This window comes from Bordetella genomosp. 13, from assembly GCF_002119665.1.
In the GTDB taxonomy this organism is placed as follows: Bacteria; Pseudomonadota; Gammaproteobacteria; order Burkholderiales; family Burkholderiaceae_B; genus Bordetella.
The window spans coordinates 4,271,084-4,285,844 of record NZ_CP021111.1 but is presented as its reverse complement, the minus strand read 5'-3'; the positions used below and the strand labels follow the sequence as shown (position 1 = coordinate 4,285,844).

At 69.1% G+C, this 14,761-nt stretch carries 14 protein-coding genes; 7 read left to right on the top strand and 7 right to left on the bottom strand.

The window, feature by feature from the left end:
* Positions 1 to 17: 17 nt before the first annotated feature.
* The 3 genes from CAL15_RS19335 to CAL15_RS19325 form a co-directional block, all read right to left on the bottom strand.
* The gene (locus CAL15_RS19335) at positions 18 to 1,499 is read right to left on the bottom strand and encodes a UdgX family uracil-DNA binding protein (protein ID WP_086079982.1); all 1,482 of its coding nucleotides are present in this window, start codon (positions 1,497 to 1,499) and stop codon (positions 18 to 20) included.
* On the bottom strand, positions 1,496 to 2,707 hold the full coding sequence (locus CAL15_RS19330; protein WP_086079981.1) for a putative DNA modification/repair radical SAM protein: 1,212 nt from the start codon (positions 2,705 to 2,707) through the stop codon (positions 1,496 to 1,498). The genes CAL15_RS19335 and CAL15_RS19330 overlap by 4 nt, the downstream gene beginning before the upstream one ends.
* 64 nt (positions 2,708 to 2,771) lie before the next feature.
* Positions 2,772 to 3,758 carry a LacI family DNA-binding transcriptional regulator gene (locus tag CAL15_RS19325; protein ID WP_232468037.1) on the bottom strand — a complete coding sequence of 329 codons (987 nt, stop codon included), beginning with the start codon at positions 3,756 to 3,758 and terminating at the stop codon, positions 2,772 to 2,774.
* A 249-nt stretch (positions 3,759 to 4,007) separates the two neighbouring features.
* On the opposite strand from CAL15_RS19325, the gene CAL15_RS19320 reads away from it, so the two are divergent.
* Together CAL15_RS19320 and CAL15_RS19315 are read left to right on the top strand one after the other, a co-directional pair.
* Positions 4,008 to 4,985, top strand: a complete 978-nt coding sequence (locus CAL15_RS19320) for a Bug family tripartite tricarboxylate transporter substrate binding protein (RefSeq protein ID WP_086079979.1) — start codon at positions 4,008 to 4,010, stop codon at positions 4,983 to 4,985.
* A gap of 45 nt (positions 4,986 to 5,030) precedes the next feature.
* Complete coding sequence (locus CAL15_RS19315; protein WP_086079978.1) at positions 5,031 to 6,227, top strand: L-talarate/galactarate dehydratase; 1,197 nt, start codon at positions 5,031 to 5,033, stop codon at positions 6,225 to 6,227.
* A gap of 105 nt (positions 6,228 to 6,332) precedes the next feature.
* Here CAL15_RS19315 and CAL15_RS19310 read toward each other — a convergent pair whose 3' ends face one another.
* The 3 genes from CAL15_RS19310 to CAL15_RS19300 are packed head-to-tail and all read right to left on the bottom strand — an operon-like array spanning position 6,333 to position 7,925.
* The gene (locus CAL15_RS19310) at positions 6,333 to 6,626 is read right to left on the bottom strand and encodes a Dabb family protein (protein WP_086079977.1); all 294 of its coding nucleotides are present in this window, start codon (positions 6,624 to 6,626) and stop codon (positions 6,333 to 6,335) included.
* The gene (locus CAL15_RS19305; protein ID WP_086079976.1) at positions 6,623 to 7,093 is read right to left on the bottom strand and encodes a nuclear transport factor 2 family protein; all 471 of its coding nucleotides are present in this window, start codon (positions 7,091 to 7,093) and stop codon (positions 6,623 to 6,625) included. Before CAL15_RS19305 ends, CAL15_RS19310 begins: the two co-directional genes overlap by 4 nt.
* Before the next feature lie 25 nt (positions 7,094 to 7,118).
* A complete protein-coding gene (locus CAL15_RS19300; RefSeq protein WP_086079975.1) occupies positions 7,119 to 7,925 on the bottom strand; it encodes a ribonuclease activity regulator RraA in 807 nt (268 codons plus the stop codon).
* A 152-nt stretch (positions 7,926 to 8,077) separates the two neighbouring features.
* Between CAL15_RS19300 and CAL15_RS19295 the strand changes: the two genes are divergently transcribed.
* The 4 genes from CAL15_RS19295 to CAL15_RS19280 all read left to right on the top strand — a co-directional run bounded on the left by CAL15_RS19295 (position 8,078) and on the right by CAL15_RS19280 (position 12,408).
* Positions 8,078 to 9,670, top strand: a complete 1,593-nt coding sequence (locus tag CAL15_RS19295) for an IclR family transcriptional regulator domain-containing protein (protein WP_086079974.1) — start codon at positions 8,078 to 8,080, stop codon at positions 9,668 to 9,670.
* Between the two features lie 101 nt (positions 9,671 to 9,771).
* The gene (locus CAL15_RS19290; RefSeq protein WP_086079973.1) at positions 9,772 to 10,242 is read left to right on the top strand and encodes a CopD family protein; all 471 of its coding nucleotides are present in this window, start codon (positions 9,772 to 9,774) and stop codon (positions 10,240 to 10,242) included.
* A 69-nt stretch (positions 10,243 to 10,311) separates the two neighbouring features.
* A complete protein-coding gene (gene ggt, locus CAL15_RS19285; protein ID WP_198299087.1) occupies positions 10,312 to 12,069 on the top strand; it encodes a gamma-glutamyltransferase in 1,758 nt (585 codons plus the stop codon).
* Between the two features lie 135 nt (positions 12,070 to 12,204).
* Positions 12,205 to 12,408 carry a hypothetical protein gene (locus CAL15_RS19280; RefSeq protein WP_086079971.1) on the top strand — a complete coding sequence of 68 codons (204 nt, stop codon included), beginning with the start codon at positions 12,205 to 12,207 and terminating at the stop codon, positions 12,406 to 12,408.
* A gap of 24 nt (positions 12,409 to 12,432) precedes the next feature.
* Here the strand turns inward: CAL15_RS19280 and CAL15_RS19275 are convergent, their stop codons facing one another.
* Positions 12,433 to 13,566: an extracellular catalytic domain type 1 short-chain-length polyhydroxyalkanoate depolymerase gene (locus tag CAL15_RS19275; protein WP_232468036.1), complete on the bottom strand. Its 1,134-nt coding sequence runs from the start codon at positions 13,564 to 13,566 to the stop codon at positions 12,433 to 12,435.
* A gap of 372 nt (positions 13,567 to 13,938) precedes the next feature.
* Between CAL15_RS19275 and CAL15_RS19270 the strand changes: the two genes are divergently transcribed.
* Positions 13,939 to 14,760: a glucose 1-dehydrogenase gene (locus tag CAL15_RS19270; protein ID WP_086081187.1), complete on the top strand. Its 822-nt coding sequence runs from the start codon at positions 13,939 to 13,941 to the stop codon at positions 14,758 to 14,760.
* The last annotated feature ends 1 nt before the right edge of the window (position 14,761 follow it).

The following is a 14,761-nucleotide window of genomic DNA, read 5'->3' as shown; positions in this document are numbered from 1 at the left end:
CCGCGTCGAGATGGCGGCTACGCGGCCGCCAACTGCACGCCGCGCACGATGGCGCCGGCGATGGCGGCCGTGACTTCCTCGCGGGCATCCGGTCCATCCGACCGCAGCGCATACGACGGATGCCAGGTGGCCACCACCCAGGTATTGCCCAGCCGTACTGGTTCGTTCATGTAGTCCCGCAGGCTGGCGCCGCGGCCAACGATGGCGCCCAGCGCGGTGGCGCCCAGCGTGACGATGACGGCCGGCCGCATGCGGGCCAGTTCCTCTTGCAGCCAGTGCGCGCATGCGTCGACTTCGCGCTGCGCCGGCGTCTTGTGCATGCGGCGCGTGCCGCGCGGAATCCACTTGAAGTGCTTCACCGCATTGGTGAGATACAGGCTGTCGCGCGGCACGTCCGCGCGGCGCAAGGCCTCGTCCAGCACCTGGCCGGCCGGGCCCACGAAGGCGCGACCGGCCAGGTCTTCGTGGTCGCCGGGCTGTTCGCCCACCACCATGACGCGCGCCGTCCGCGGGCCGCGGCCCGGCACGGCCTGCGTGGCATGACGCCACAGTTCGCAGCGACGGCATTGGTCCAGCGACGACGGCGCCTCGCGCACCGGCATCGCGCGGGCCGCGTCCACCGCGACCTGCTTGCCGCCCATGATGCCCACCGAACCGGCCTGCGCCATGCGGCGCGCGCCATTGCGGGCATCGGCGATCATGCCCGGTATCAACGGGCCCTCGGGGAGGCCCTTCCAGAAGCGCGCGGGCATGCGCTGGTACAGCGCGGTTTCATTCAGGCGGGCAGGGTTGAAGATGCTCTGGTAATAGGCCAGCCAAAGGGGTTCGACCTTATCGTCGAGCGCGTCCTGCCGGATGGCCTCGGCGTCGGCGGGGACGTCGGACAGGTGCAGGGCCTTGCCGTCCCACAGTGCCGCGCCCTGCGGCGTGCCGATGCACCACGACGAGCTGCCCATGCGGCGCGCGAAGTGCTCGGCAGCGTATGCCAGCACATCGTGCTCGGGTTCGTACCAGGCCAGGTATTCGGGCCGCCGGCCGCCCTCGCGCTTGCGAAAGCGCACGTAGGCGATCATGTCGTGCCTGGCTCGGCGTACCGACTTCGCCATGGCGTTCAGTTGCGCGCCGTCCTCGTCGGCGGCGGACGCGGCCGCGCGGTCTCCCTGCTGCCAGCGCCACAGCACGCGATACAGGAATGCCCACCGGTACGGCGCGCGGTATAGCGCGGCGTCTTGCAGCAGCGAGGCCAGGTCCTTCGAGATGCGGATGACCGGGGCATCGTCCGCCTCGATACCTGACGGCGTCGACGTGTCCGGGACGGGCTCGGCGGCTGCGTCGTACAGGGTCAATTGCTCGGCGACGGCACAGGCCGCGGACGCCGATTCCTGCCATACGATGTCCTCGGGCGCCCAGCCCTCGGCAAGCGCGCGCAAGGCCTGCTTGCGCCAGCCGGCGTAGCCGCCCTGGACCAGCAGAGCAGGGGACGGGACCGACGAGTTCATAGCAAGGCCAATTGCTGGGGACCCGGCGCCAGCGCGCGTCGCAGCTGTTCCGTGCCCGGCTCCGCCAGCCCGGGCCTGTAGTCCTGCACCACCACGAAGGGCTTGACCTTGTCCATGGCGCAGCGCAGCCGCACCAGGTCTTGATAGCGGATGCGGCGCAGACGGCGCAATTCCTCGAGCCGCTTCGCGCTGCGCATGCCGATGCCCGGCACGCGCGCGATCAGCCGCAGCGGCGCACGGTTCAGGTCCACGGGAAAGAATTCGCGATGCGCCAGCGCCCAGGCCAGCTTGGGATCGATGTCCAAAGGCAGGTCTCCCGCCTTCTGGAACAGCTCTTCGGCGCGAAAGCCGTAGCCGCGCAGCAGGAAGTCCGCCTGGTACAGGCGGTGCTCGCGCAGCAGCGGCGGCGCCTGCGCGGGCAGGGCCGAAGGACTGTCGGGAATGGGGCTGAACGCGGAGTAGTACACGCGCTTGAGCTTGTATGCGCCGTACAGCGTCTGCGCGGTCTGCAGAATGGTGCGGTCGTCGGCCTCGTCGGCGCCCACGATCATCTGGGTGCTTTGCCCGGCCGGGGCGCTTTGTGCCGGACGCTTTTCTGCCTGCGCCTCTTCCTGGGCCAGCCGTATCGATCCCATGGCCCGCTTGATGGTGTGGACGTTCTTCTCGGGCGCCAGCCGCTGCAGCGCGCCATCGGTGGGCAGTTCGATGTTGACGCTGAGGCGGTCGGCATACTGGCCGGCCTGCGCGATGAGCCGCGGATCGGCGTCCGGGATGGTCTTGAGATGGATGTACCCGCGGAACTGGTGCTCTTCGCGCAGCAGGCGAGCCACCTGCACCAGTTGTTCCATGGTGTAGTCGGCGTTGCGGATGATGCCTGAGCTGAGGAACAGGCCGTCGATGTAGTTGCGTCGATAGAAGTCCATCGTCAGGTCGACGACTTCGCGCGGCGCGAAGCGCGCCCGCGGCACGTTGCTGGATCGGCGGTTGACGCAATACTGGCAGTCGTATTGGCAGAAGTTGGTAAGCAGGATCTTCAGCAGCGATACGCATCGGCCATCGGGCGTGAAGCTGTGGCAGATGCCGGCGCCCGTGCTGGCCCCCAGGCCCTCGCGGCCGCGCGAGTCTCGCTTGGCCGCGCCGCTGCTGGCGCACGAGGCGTCGTACTTCGCCGCGTCAGCGAGGATTTCGAGCTTGGTCTGCAGTTCCATCGTGCAATGAAAATACTGGATATATATCCAGTATTGTACGCCGGTCCGTGCCGGCGGCGCGCACTCATGCGCTGTCGCGTTCCACCACCTCGAAGCCGATGTCCACTCGAGCGTCCCGGGGGCCGGCGCCCGCCAGGCGTGCCAGCAGCATCTGTCCCGCGCGCACGCCCATCTCGGCGCGCCGGATGCGCACGGTGGTCAGGCGCGGCGAGGCCGCCATCGCTATCGGCAGGTCACCGAATCCCATCACCGCCAGGCGCCCGGGAACCGGCCAACCCCGCTGCTGACAGGCGAACAGCACCCCGGCCGCCAGCAGGTCGTTGTTGCAGAACAGCGCCGTGACGTCAGGCCGGCGCTCCAGCAGCCGCAGCATCCGGTCGCCCGCCTCATCGACCTGCGCCGGAGGCGGGATCAGTTCCACGTCCACCGGCGCCGCGCCGTGCGCTTCGGCCTCGGCGCGCAGCCCTTCCAGCCGCATCCGGGATCGGGCCTCGTCCGCGCCGATGAACGCCAACGCACGGTGGCCGCGGGCCAACAGATGGCGCGCCGCCGCGCGGCCCGCGTCGAGGTTCGAGAATCCCGCGAGCATGTCGATGGGCTGCGGCTGTTGAGGCGAGGGCAGGTCCCAGGTTTGCACCACGGGTACGCCCGCGCGGCGCAGCTTCGCGCGCAGCGCTTCGGGCTGCGCGACGCCGGTCAGCACCAAACCGTCGACCCTGCGGCCCAGGAAGGTATCGACCAGGGCAGCTTCTTCAGCTGGCCGGTAGCCGCTCTGGCCCAGCAACAGCTGATAGCCCTCGTGGGCAAGCGTCTGCGTCAGGGCCTCGATGGTTTCCGAGAACACCAGGTTCGAGATGGTCGGAACGATGGCCGCGACGATGCGCGACCGGTTCGATGCCAGACTTCCCGCCATCAGGTTGGGCACGTAGCCCAGGCGCTCGATGGCCTGGCGCACTGCGGCAAGGGTAGGGGGCGCCACCTTCTCCGGCGTGTTGATGACCCGCGAGACCGTGACCAGCGACACGCCGGCTTCGCGCGCGACGTCGCTCATGCGGGCGCTGCCGGGTGTGGTCGCGGCGGAAGGGCGTATATGGCGGGGCATAGGACGAGGATCGAGCGGGCAAGGATCGAGCCAAATGGCAGGCCGGCGCGGGAACAGTTCCAGATGTTGGGACGCCGGGCCAGGCGCACTGCGGACGCCGCATTGCCAAATCGCGCGCAGCGTTCACAATGAAAGCGCTTTCATCATTCTATACGGCTGTGCGGTCAGAACAAGCCGTCGAACCCGAGGAGACACCTCATGCACCGCAGATCTTTGTTTGTCGCGCTGGCCTCGCTGGCCGCCGCTTCTGTCCTGCCCGCTGCCGCTCGCGCGCAGGACGACTATCCCTCCCGCCCCGTGCGCATCGTCGTGCCGTTCCCGGCGGGCGGCACCAGCGACCTGATGGGCCGCCTGATCGCGGAAGTGCTGGGCCGCGAGCTCAAGCAGCCTTTCGTGGTCGAGAACAAGGGCGGAGCCGGCGGCGCGATCGGCGCCGAGCAGGTGGCGCGCGCGGCGCCTGACGGCTATACGCTGCTGCTGTCCGGTATCGGCAGCAACGCCATCATTCATGGCTTCAATCCTTCGCCGTCCTATGACTCGGTACGCGATTTCGTCCATATCTCGCAACTGGCGGCCGGCCCCAACGTACTTGTGGTGAATACGGAGTTCCCGGTCCGCACGTTCACGGAGTTCGTCGCCTGGGTGAAGGCCAACCCGGGAAAGTTCAATTTCGGCCAGGTCAACGCCTCATCGGGCCACCTGACCTCGGAGTACCTGAAGCAGGTCGCCGGGCTGGACATGGTGGGCATCCCGTACAAGGGCGGCGCGCCGGCCACCAACGACATCCTGGCGGGCCAGATCCAGGGCATGTTCACCAACCAGGACTCCGTGCTGCCGTACGTCAAGGCCGGCAAGCTGCGCGCGCTGGCGGTGACCAGCATCCAGCGCAATCCGCTGTACCCCGACGTGCCCACCGTCGCCGAGTCCGGCTATCCCGACTTCAGCGCCGTGTCGTGGACGGGCCTGTCGGCGCCCAAGGGCACGCCGCCCGCGATCGTCGCCAGGCTGGAGGCCGCGATGATCCGCGGCTTCACGGATCCGGCCGCGCGCGCCAGGCTGGAGTCCACGGGCTTCGTCGTGGTGACCTCGCGCTCTGCGGACTACACGCGCTTCGTGCAAAGCGAAGTGGCGCGCTGGGAGCAGGTCGTGCGCAAGGCCGGCATCCAGCTTCAGTAAGCCCGCTGCGCGTTTTCTTGTCTTTTTCTTGTGGAAGTGACCCGAATGAAAGCTGTCGAATCCAACATCGTTTCCTATGCGAAGGCCGATGCCAACGCCCGCACCGCCGCCGAGAGCGGCGACCGTATCGAGTGGATCAAGGTCTCGCTGGTGTATCTGCCGCTGCAGACCCCGGTCAGCGACGCCAAGGTGCTGACGGGCCGGCAGAAACCGCTGACCGAAATCGCGTTCATCTTTGCCGAGATCCGCACGCGCGATGGCCATGAAGGCATCGGCTTCGGATATTCCAAGCGTGCCGGCGGGCCGGGCATGTACGCGCATGCCAGGGAGATCGCGCCCAACCTGTTGGGGGAAGATCCCAGCGACATCTCGCGCCTGTTCACCAAGTTGCTGTGGGCCGGCGCCTCGATGGGGCGCAGCGGTCTCACCACGCAGGCCATCGCGCCCTTCGACATCGCGCTGTGGGACCTGAAGGCCAAGCGCGCCGGGCTGCCGCTGGCCAAGCTGCTGGGCGCGCACCGGGACTCGGTGCAGTGCTACAACACCTCGGGCGGCTATCTGCACACCCCGCTGGACCAAGTGCTGAAGAACGTGCAGATTTCGCGCGAGAGCGGCATCGGCGGCATCAAGCTGAAGGTCGGGCAGCCCGACCTGGCCATCGACATCCAGCGCGTGGGCGAGGTGCGCAAGCTGCTGGGCGACAGCTTCCCGCTGATGGTCGACGCCAACCAGCAATGGGACCGTCAGAAGGCCACGCGAGCCTGCCGCGCTTTCGAACAGTACGACCTGACCTGGATCGAAGAGCCGCTGGACGCCTACGACTTCGAAGGCCACGCCCGGTTGTCCGAACGCTTCGACACCGCCATCGCCACCGGCGAGATGCTGACCAGCGCCGGCGAGCATGCTCAGCTGATCATGTCAGAGGGCAGCGACTACATCCAGCCCGATGCGCCGCGCGTCGGCGGCATCACGCCGTTCCTCGAGATCATGGCGCTGGGCGCGTTCAAGGGCCGCAAGCTGGCGCCGCACTTCGCGATGGAGATCCACCTGCACCTGGCCGCGGCCTATCCCATCGAGCCGTGGCTGGAGCACTTCGAATGGCTGGGCCCCATGTTCAACGAGCAGATGCAGCTGAAGGACGGGCGCATGTACGTATCGGACCGCCCGGGTCTGGGCTTTACGCTGAGCGAACAGGCGGTTGCCTGGCGCGCCGATTTCGAGGAATTCGGCAAGCGGCCCTGAGCCTCGAGCCCCCGAGCCCGTCTGTCCGGGCTCGAAGAGAAAGGCCCTCCGTGCACGGCATCGGAGGGCCTGGTCATTACGGCATTGCGGGCAAGGGCAAGGGCGCTACACCGTGTAGTCGACCGCCGCCCATTCGAAGTAGGGCTTCAGGTCCGCGACCAGGGCCTGGTGCAGCGGATGGAACAGGTAGGCATCCAACGCGGTGGCATCGTCCACTTCCGATTCCAGCACATAGTGCCAGCTGATGGGCCTCTGGAGTTCATTGGAGGCCACGCGCCAGGCCCGTATGGCGGGAATGTTCGCGCCCAGCGCCTGCATGCGCGCGACCAGTTCGGCCTCGCGTTCCGGGTCCCGCGCCACCTCCGGGCGCCTGCGGAACAGCACGACGTGGCGCATCATGATGCGCTCCCCGCGATGCTGCGCAGGTGATAGCCCCGGCCCGCGTAGTCGAAGTCGACCAGCTCGTTGATGCGTGTCGACTTGTCGGCGGGCGACGCATAGTACGCGCGGATCTCGGCGATCTTGCCGGTGGCCGGGTCGAAGTCGTACCACTCCGCGCCGCGCAGGGCGGTGCCGCTCTTGTTCTTCCAGTGCGTCCACTCGATCATGGCTTCCGGCGTGTCGTGGCTGACGATGATGCGCTCGATAGTCCATTGCGAACCGAGCGTCTCCACGCACCAGATCCATTTGCGCGCGATGGTGTCGGCGCCGCGCCATGGCACCTCTGGCAGGCCTGCGGGGAAGTAGTGCACGGCGTCGGGCATGAAGCAACCGACCAGCGCGTCGTAGTCGGCCGCGTTGCAGGCGTCGAAGTAGCGGCGGATCAGCGCGGCATGATCCTCGGGGGTGAAGGCGGGTGTGCTCATCGGAGCCTCCTGTCGATGTGGCGTATCAGCGTGAGCCGGCAGGGCGCGCGGCGGCAATGGCGGGGCGGCCGGCGGCCACCCACTGCCTGAACTGTTCGCGCGTGGCATCGCTGGGCGGATACAGGCCCCACAGCGGCTCGCCCGCCTGTACCCGCATGGCCAGGTAGGCCTCGATCTCGTCGCGCTTCTCGCACAGGTCGGCCATCTCTTCGGCCAGGTGCGCGGGTATCACGGTGATGTTGTCGCCGTCGCCATGGATGACGTCGCCCGGGTACACCGCCACGCCCGCGCAGCCGATCGGCACCTGCAGGTCGGCCACGTGGTGATAGCTGAGCCGCGTCGTGGCCGTGATGCCCGTGCTCCATACCGGGAAGTCCAGCCGGCTCAGCTCGGTGCCGTCGCGGAACGTGCCGTCGGTCACGACGCCGCGCGCACCGCGCATCATCATGCGCGTGACCAGCATGTTGCCCATCGATGCGGCGCGGCCGTCCTTGTTGCTGTCGATCACCAGCACGTGGCCGGGCTCGAGCTGCTCCACGCCCACCCATTGAAGATTGTCCGCATTGGGCGCGGTCGTCAGGTTGCCGTAGCAGTCCACGTCTTCGCGTGCGGGAACGAAGCGCATGGTGTAGGCGCGGCCCGCGAACGGCTTGATCGTCCTGTTCAGCGGCGTCAGGCCGTGCAGGACGGGCTGGCGTATGCCCTTGATGTAGAGCTGGGTGGTCAACGAGCCGCTGCTCACCTTGGCCAGCCGGTCGAGCACGGCATCGGGTACGAAAGGCGTCGGGGCGCGTTGAGGGATGGCCGTCAAGGGGGCGGGAGTTTGCGTCATGGCGTTTGTCTCATACTGTGGGAATGTGTGCCGCGGCGTCCAATGGACAGGGCCCACATCCATCCTAGAGACCTTGCCCCTGGAATAGAATCGTCTCGAACCATTGCGCACACGCCCGTGGCGCGCCACGTACCACTATCTGAGACAAACTCATGGCTGCTTCTCCAGGCGAAGGAACCGGCGCCCTCGAGAAGGCGCTCGACGTGCTGGACGCCATCGGCGCCGCGCCCGACGGCCTGGGCCAGAGCGAACTGGCCGACCGGCTGGCCTTGCCGCGCACCACCGTCTATCGGCTGCTGGCGACCCTGGTCGCGCGCGGCATGCTGCGCCGCGACCCATTGCGCAAGGTGTATTGCCTGGGATTTCGCTGTTTCGAGATGGCGCGCCAGGCCTATGCCATGCCGGACCTGGTGGCTTCGGGCGCCCTCGAGCTTCGCCAGTTGCGCGATCTGACCGGCGAGACGACCTATCTGGCGGCGCTGGATGGCCGCGAGGTCATTTCGCTGGAACGCTGCGACGGCGCGCACAGCCAGCGTTCGGCCGCCGCGCTGGGCGAGCGCAAGCCCGTGCACTGCACCAGCCAGGGCAAGGCGATCCTGTCGGCCATGGCCGATGAAGCGCGCGAGGCATTCGTGCGCGACGCCGTGCTCAAGCCGCTGACGCCGCTGACCATCACGGATCGGCGGCGGCTGCACATGGAGCTGCGCATCACCCGGGCGCGCGGATATGCCATCGACGATGAAGAGATCGTGCTGGGCGTGCGCTGCGTGGGGGCGCCCGTGGTCGATCGCGCGGGCCAGGTGCGCGGCGCCATCAGCGTGGCCGGGCCGGCCTACCGGCTGACGCGCGAACGCCTGGAACTGCTTGGTCCTGAAGTCGCGGAAGCCGCGCGGCGCGTCGGCGCGCAGTTGCCCACCGTGGCGACCGATGTCGGGGCCGACGCGGAGGCGGCCGTCACGGCGGCGCCCGGCCCATGGGCCTTTCGCGGGGCCTGCCCCTTGTGGTCCGCGGACGGCGGCCGGCTGTGGTGGTCCGATACGCTGGCGCCGTCCGTGCGCCTCTACGAGAACGGGCAGGACCGGGAAGTCGTCACGGTCGAATCGCCCATCGTGGGCCTGTTGCTCGACGGCGGCGGCGTGATCGCTGTGCACGAACGCGGCGTGCTGCGCGTCGGGGCGGACGGAGCCGCCAACACGCTCGACGGCTGGATCGCCGGCCGGGTGTTGGCGTTGTGCAATGGCGAGGGCGACGGTATCTGGGCGGCCGTGGGGCTGCCCGAGTCCGGCGCCGCCATCGGCCTGCGGCGCGCGGACGGCACGCTGGATGTGCGATGGCGCATCGGCGAGCCGGTGCAATGCCTGGGCTGGAATGCGCGGCAGCGCCTGCTGTATGCGACCTTGCCCGAATCCGGGTCCATCCTGATGCTGCACCCCGATCAGCCCGCCGTGCGCCGTCTGGCCACGCTGCCGCGCGGCTCGGGCCGTATCAGCGGCCTGGCGTTCGACGCGCAGGGCGCGGTATGGACCGCGCTGCGCGACGGCTGGTCGGTCGTCCGCCTGGCTCAGGACGGCCAGGTGGACCGCGTGATCGGCCTGCCGGTGCCGTGTGCCACCGATCTGGCGTTTGCGCGGCCTGGCGCGGAGGGACCCGAGCGCTTGGCGATATCGACCGAGCGGCATAGCGTGCCCATGGACACGCTCAACAGCGCGCCGCTGTCGGGGCGGTTGCTGCTGCTGGACCTGTAGCTGCGCCGCGCGTGTTGCGCATTCCGCAATGGCAGGCCACGCGGGCGGACCACAGGACCGCGCACAGTGGTAGGCTCCGACATCGCCTCCAGGAGACCCCCATGCTCTACGCCGTGCTGAAACTCGTCCATCTGTTGTCCATCATTGCCTGGGTGGGCGGCATGATCTTCGCGCATTTCGCGCTGCGTCCCGCCGTGGCGGCGCTGCCGCCGCCGGAACGGCTGACGCTCATGCATGCCGCCCTGGGGCGGTTCTTCGGCATCGTGCTGGCCGCGGCCGTGCTCAGCCTGGTGACGGGCCTGTGGATGATAGGAAACGTCGCGCGGCAGGCGGTGCAGTCGGGCGGGCAGTTCCACATGCCGCTGGGCTGGACGGTGATGGCCGCGCTGGGCATCGTCATGGTGCTGGTGTTCGGCCACATACGCTACGCGTTGTACCGGCGCCTTGCGCGCGCGGTAGCGGCGCAGCAGTGGCCCGCCGCGGGCGACGCGCTGGCGTCCGTCCGCAAGCTGGTGCTGCTGAATCTCTGTCTTGGCGTGCTGGCGGTGGCGGCCGTGGTGTTGCTGGCCTGAACCCGTCTCGTGGCGGCCCAGCTTTATTCTCGTCCTTGCCACGTCCAAGCCATGCAAACGGATAGACCCATGCGCCAACTCGCCCGCCTGGCAGTGCTGGCCGGCTCGCTGCTGTGCCTCATGCCCATGCAGCCCATCCTTGCCCAGCCGGCCGTGGCCGCGCCCGACGTCAACCCCGAGGCCGGCACCGGCTACGCCGCCAAGCCGCTGGCCCATGCGCGCCGCTTCATGGTGGCCTCGGCCAATCCGCTGGCCACGCAGGCGGGCTATGCCATGCTGAAGCAGGGCGGCAGCGCCACCGACGCGGTCATCGCCACGCAACTCGTGCTAGCCGTGGTCGAGCCTCAGTCGTCGGGCCTGGGCGGCGGGGCGTTCATGGTCCACTATCAGGCCGCGGGCGGCGCGCTGCAGGTCTACGACAGCCGCGAGACCGCGCCCGCCGCCGCGCGGCCGGATCGCTTCCTGCGCGACGGCAAACCGATACCGTTCAGAGAGGCGGTGAACAACGGGCGCGCCGTGGCCACGCCGGGCCTGTTGCGCGGGCTGGAACTGGCGCATCGCCAACATGGCCGGCTGCCATGGAAAGCCTTGTTCGAGCCGGCCATAGACATCGCGCACCACGGCTTCGCCGTATCCCCGCGGCTGCATGCCCTGGTGGCCGGCACGCCGGAGCTGGCCGCGCAGCCCGAGGCGGCGCGTTACTTTCTCGCGCCGGACGGCAGCGCGTGGCCGGTGGGGCACATGCTGAAGAACCCGCAGCTGGCGCAGGTGCTGCGCCGCGTGGCGGACGAAGGGCCGGACGCGTTCTATCGCGGCGACATCGCCCGCGATATCGTGGCGGCGGTTCGCGGCCATGTCCAGCCGGGCGACCTTACCGAGGCGGACCTGGCCGGTTATCGCGCGCAGGTGCGCGAACCGGTGTGCGGACGTTATCGCGCGTACCTGCTGTGCGGGCCGCCGCCTCCCAGCAGCGGGCCGCTGGCCGTGCTGCAGATGCTGGGCATGCTGCAGCAGCATCCCATGGGCAGCTTCAGGCCAGGCAGCGCGCAGGCGGTGCACTATTTCTCGGAGGCGGGCCGGCTGGCCTATGCCGACCGCGATTTCTACGTGGGCGATCCGGCCTTCGTCGACGTGCCTGTGACTGCGCTGCTGGACCCGCGCTATCTGCAGCGGCGTGGCGCGTCGATAAGATCCGACCGCAGCATGGGCACGGCCCTGCCCGGCGATCCGGCCGGCCTGCTGCAGGCGCGCGCGCGCGACGACGCGCTCGAGCTGCCCTCCACCACGCACATCTCTGCGGTGGACCACGAGGGCAACGTGGTGTCGATGACCTCAACCATCGAGGCGGCCTTCGGCAGCAAGATCCTGGTGCGCGGTTTCCTGCTGAACAACGAGATGACCGACTTCTCGTCGTCCTTCAGCGACCCTGAGGGCAGGCTGGTGGCCAACCGCATCGAGCCCGGCAAGCGGCCGCGCAGCTCCATGTCGCCGATGATCGTGTTTCGCGCGGGCAAACCGTACATGGCCGTGGGCTCGCCGGGCGGCAGCGCCATCATCAACTACGTGGCCAAGACGCTGGTGGGCGTGCTGGACTGGCAACTGGACATCCAGCAGGCCATCGCATTGCCCAACATGGGGAGCCGCAACCGTTCCACGGAACTCGAGCGCGGCACCTCGCTGGTTAAGCTGGCGCCGGCGCTGCGGAAATGGGGGCACGAGGTCAGCGAAGTCGAGTTCCCGAGCGGGTTGCAGGGTATCGTGATCGGCCCGTCGGGGCTTACCGGCGGCGCGGATCCGCGCAGGGAAGGGCTGGCACTGGGCGACTGAGCCGGCGCCGGCGTGCCAGGTTCGTGCGGGTCTGCCTGGGCCGCCATCCTGTGGCCGCGCGGGGAAGCGCCGCTGGCGCCGTCGCTGGCCAGCGTGTCCAGCCTGGGCACGGCGTCGGAGGCGGCATGTGCGGCGATGGCCGCCATCAACGGCACGGTCGCCAGCGCCCACAGCATGACCAGCGTGGCGATCCGGACGGGCGCGGCGGCCCGCAGCGCCGCGGCCGCGATGGAGGCGGTATTGCGCAAGGATTTCATCTTTCGATCCTCCTGGGTTGCAATGGCGCACAGTTTGCGTGGCAATGATGAGGATCGGATGAAGACGGTGAGGCCTTTGTGAAGTGCGGCCATGACGTGCGGCCGTTCACGGCCGCCTGTGCCGCCGGAAGAACTGCCAGGCCAGCACCGAGGCGTCCGGGCCGGTGTCGGCGTGATATTCGATCGCCGGGTCGCCGCCGCTCCAGGCATGTTCCACCCGGGGGATCTCGCACAGCCGCACCACGGGCTTGCGTCTGCATAGTACGTCGGTGCGGCGGTACTCGCGGCGGGTGCCTTTGCCCAGCACCCGCACCGAGGTCTCGGCGTGCCCGGCTCCGTTGATGTGGCGGAACTGCTCCACCAGTTGATGCGCATTGCGCGGCGACACCGCGGTGTCGCGCAGGCCGTGCACCACCAGGGCCGGCATGCCCAGATGAAAGACCGCCGGGGCGGCCACCGCATCCACCAGCGCGGCCGGATTGCGCAAGGTGCCGCGCCGCATCACATTCAGGCCCTCCACGGCGGTGCGCGCGCCGCCGGTGACCACGCCGGAGTGCAGCGCGATGGCGCTGACCAGGTCGGGGTGGCGCAGCGCGATCAGCGCCGCGATCCCGGCCCCGGCCGACATCCCGGCCAGGTAGACGCGCCGGCCGTCCAGCCCCTCGCGCGCGATCTCCGCACGGATCAGCGCGGCGATCGCGTCCGCGTCGTCCTGTCCGCCCGTATGAAGCTGGAACCATCGCCAGCAACGATGCGAATGGCGCGCCAGCGCCTGTTGCGGATACAGGACCACGAAGCCCGCCCGGTCGGCCTGCAGGTTCATGCGGGTGCCCAGCGCCAGCTCCGCCGCGTTCTGCCGGCAGCCGTGCAGCATCACCACCAGCGGCATGCCCTGTATGCGGCCCTTTGGACGGTAGCGGGCGTAGGCCAGCCGACGTCCGCCCGGCGCGGAGAACTGCTGCAACGGCTGCCAGATGCCGGCGCCCGGAATGGCGGTGATCGGCGTCGCATGCGCTCCGCCGCGGGCGGCGGAGCCGGTCCTGGCGCTGCGGGGCTTGGCGCCGGATCCGGCCAGCGACCTGGCCGCGGCGGCGGTTGCTGATTTGGCCCGCTTCGCCGCGGGCTTGACCTGCGCGACCAGCCGACGCGTGTTGGCGCGCACGAGCTTGTCCTGCAGGCGCGCGAAGTTGCGGGCGGTCTTCAGGAACAGGCCGGCCAGGCCTCCCCGCTTCATCGGCATGCGGGCCGCGCCACCGGCTGCGGTTCCTGTTGCGTGTGCGTGCTGCGACGGGACATCGGGTGGTACTCCGGCTGGGCGACGACGAGCCAGTGTACGCACATGCCGTCCGCGCGGGCGTATCGCGGCGATACGCGGGATTACGCGGCAGTACCGGCCCACGCCGCAGCGGCGGGTGTCGCGCGCCGTACAGGCGGTTCGTCAGGCCTCGCATGGCGCGGCAAGGAAAACTATCGAATCACACGGCAATGAACCGAATCGAAACTTCGCTGTCAGGCATGGTCTGATGAACAGCACCTTACGCAGCACTACCGACGTACGATGGAGCAGCGCACGCGCGGCATGTCCGCGCCCGCGCGCGCAAGAGGAGGCACCATGCCCCAGACAGCAGAATTGCAGGGCCGCGTGGCCCTGGTCACCGGCGCGACGTCCGGCATCGGCCGGGCGGTGGCGGTCGCGCTTGCCGAGGCCGGCGCGCGGGTGGCGATCAATCATCGCGACACCGAGGACGGCGCGAAACGCGCCGCCGACGTGGTGGCCCAGATCGAGCAGGCCGGCGGCACGGCATGTCCCGTGAAGGGGGACGTCAGCCGCGAAGACGACGTCGAACGGATGTTCGCCGATGCGCGCGACCGCCTGGGAGAACTGGACATCCTGGTCAACAACGCCGGCATCGAGAAGCCCGCGCCCATACAGGACATGACGCTGGCGCAATGGCGCGACGTCATCGACGTCAACCTGACCGGCTACTTCCTGTGCGCCCGCGCGGCCGCCCGCGCCTTCCTGGCGCGCTGGCCCGAGCCGCCGCCCAAAGGCGCCTCCGCGGGCAAGATCATCTTCATGAGTTCGGTGCACGAGGTCATCCCGTGGGCCTTCCAGGCCAACTACGCGGCCTCCAAGGGCGGCGTGGCGCTGTTGATGCGCTCCCTGGCGCAAGAGCTGGCGCCGCGCAAGATCCGCGTGAACAGCATCGCCCCGGGGGCCATCCGCACGCCCATCAACAAAGAGGCGTGGGGCACGGACGAAGCCATGTCCGAGCTGTTGAAGCTGATTCCGTATGGCCGCATCGGGGAGCCCGACGACATCGGCCGCGCGGCCGTGTGGCTGAGTTCCGACGCATCCGACTACGTGACGGGCGCCACGCTGTTCGTGGACGGCGGCATGACGCTGTACCCCGAGTTCCGCGGAGCGGGCTGAC

What these genes read in the sequence shown, in the direction of transcription:
- CAL15_RS19320 (WP_086079979.1), top strand. Translation starts at nt 4,008, where the DNA reads ATGCACCGCAGATCTTTGTTTGTCGCGCTGGCCTCGCTGGCCGCCGCT.
- CAL15_RS19300 (WP_086079975.1), bottom strand. Translation starts at nt 7,925, where the DNA reads ATGACGCAAACTCCCGCCCCCTTGACGGCCATCCCTCAACGCGCCCCG.
- CAL15_RS19275 (WP_232468036.1), bottom strand. Translation starts at nt 13,566, where the DNA reads ATGCCGATGAAGCGGGGAGGCCTGGCCGGCCTGTTCCTGAAGACCGCC.
- CAL15_RS19295 (WP_086079974.1), top strand. Translation starts at nt 8,078, where the DNA reads ATGGCTGCTTCTCCAGGCGAAGGAACCGGCGCCCTCGAGAAGGCGCTC.
- CAL15_RS19305 (WP_086079976.1), bottom strand. Translation starts at nt 7,093, where the DNA reads ATGAGCACACCCGCCTTCACCCCCGAGGATCATGCCGCGCTGATCCGC.
- CAL15_RS19330 (WP_086079981.1), bottom strand. Translation starts at nt 2,707, where the DNA reads ATGGAACTGCAGACCAAGCTCGAAATCCTCGCTGACGCGGCGAAGTAC.
- CAL15_RS19325 (WP_232468037.1), bottom strand. Translation starts at nt 3,758, where the DNA reads ATGAGCGACGTCGCGCGCGAAGCCGGCGTGTCGCTGGTCACGGTCTCG.
- CAL15_RS19280 (WP_086079971.1), top strand. Translation starts at nt 12,205, where the DNA reads ATGGCCGCCATCAACGGCACGGTCGCCAGCGCCCACAGCATGACCAGC.
- CAL15_RS19270 (WP_086081187.1), top strand. Translation starts at nt 13,939, where the DNA reads ATGCCCCAGACAGCAGAATTGCAGGGCCGCGTGGCCCTGGTCACCGGC.
- CAL15_RS19315 (WP_086079978.1), top strand. Translation starts at nt 5,031, where the DNA reads ATGAAAGCTGTCGAATCCAACATCGTTTCCTATGCGAAGGCCGATGCC.
- ggt (WP_198299087.1), top strand. Translation starts at nt 10,312, where the DNA reads ATGCGCCAACTCGCCCGCCTGGCAGTGCTGGCCGGCTCGCTGCTGTGC.
- CAL15_RS19335 (WP_086079982.1), bottom strand. Translation starts at nt 1,499, where the DNA reads ATGAACTCGTCGGTCCCGTCCCCTGCTCTGCTGGTCCAGGGCGGCTAC.
- CAL15_RS19290 (WP_086079973.1), top strand. Translation starts at nt 9,772, where the DNA reads ATGCTCTACGCCGTGCTGAAACTCGTCCATCTGTTGTCCATCATTGCC.
- CAL15_RS19310 (WP_086079977.1), bottom strand. Translation starts at nt 6,626, where the DNA reads ATGATGCGCCACGTCGTGCTGTTCCGCAGGCGCCCGGAGGTGGCGCGG.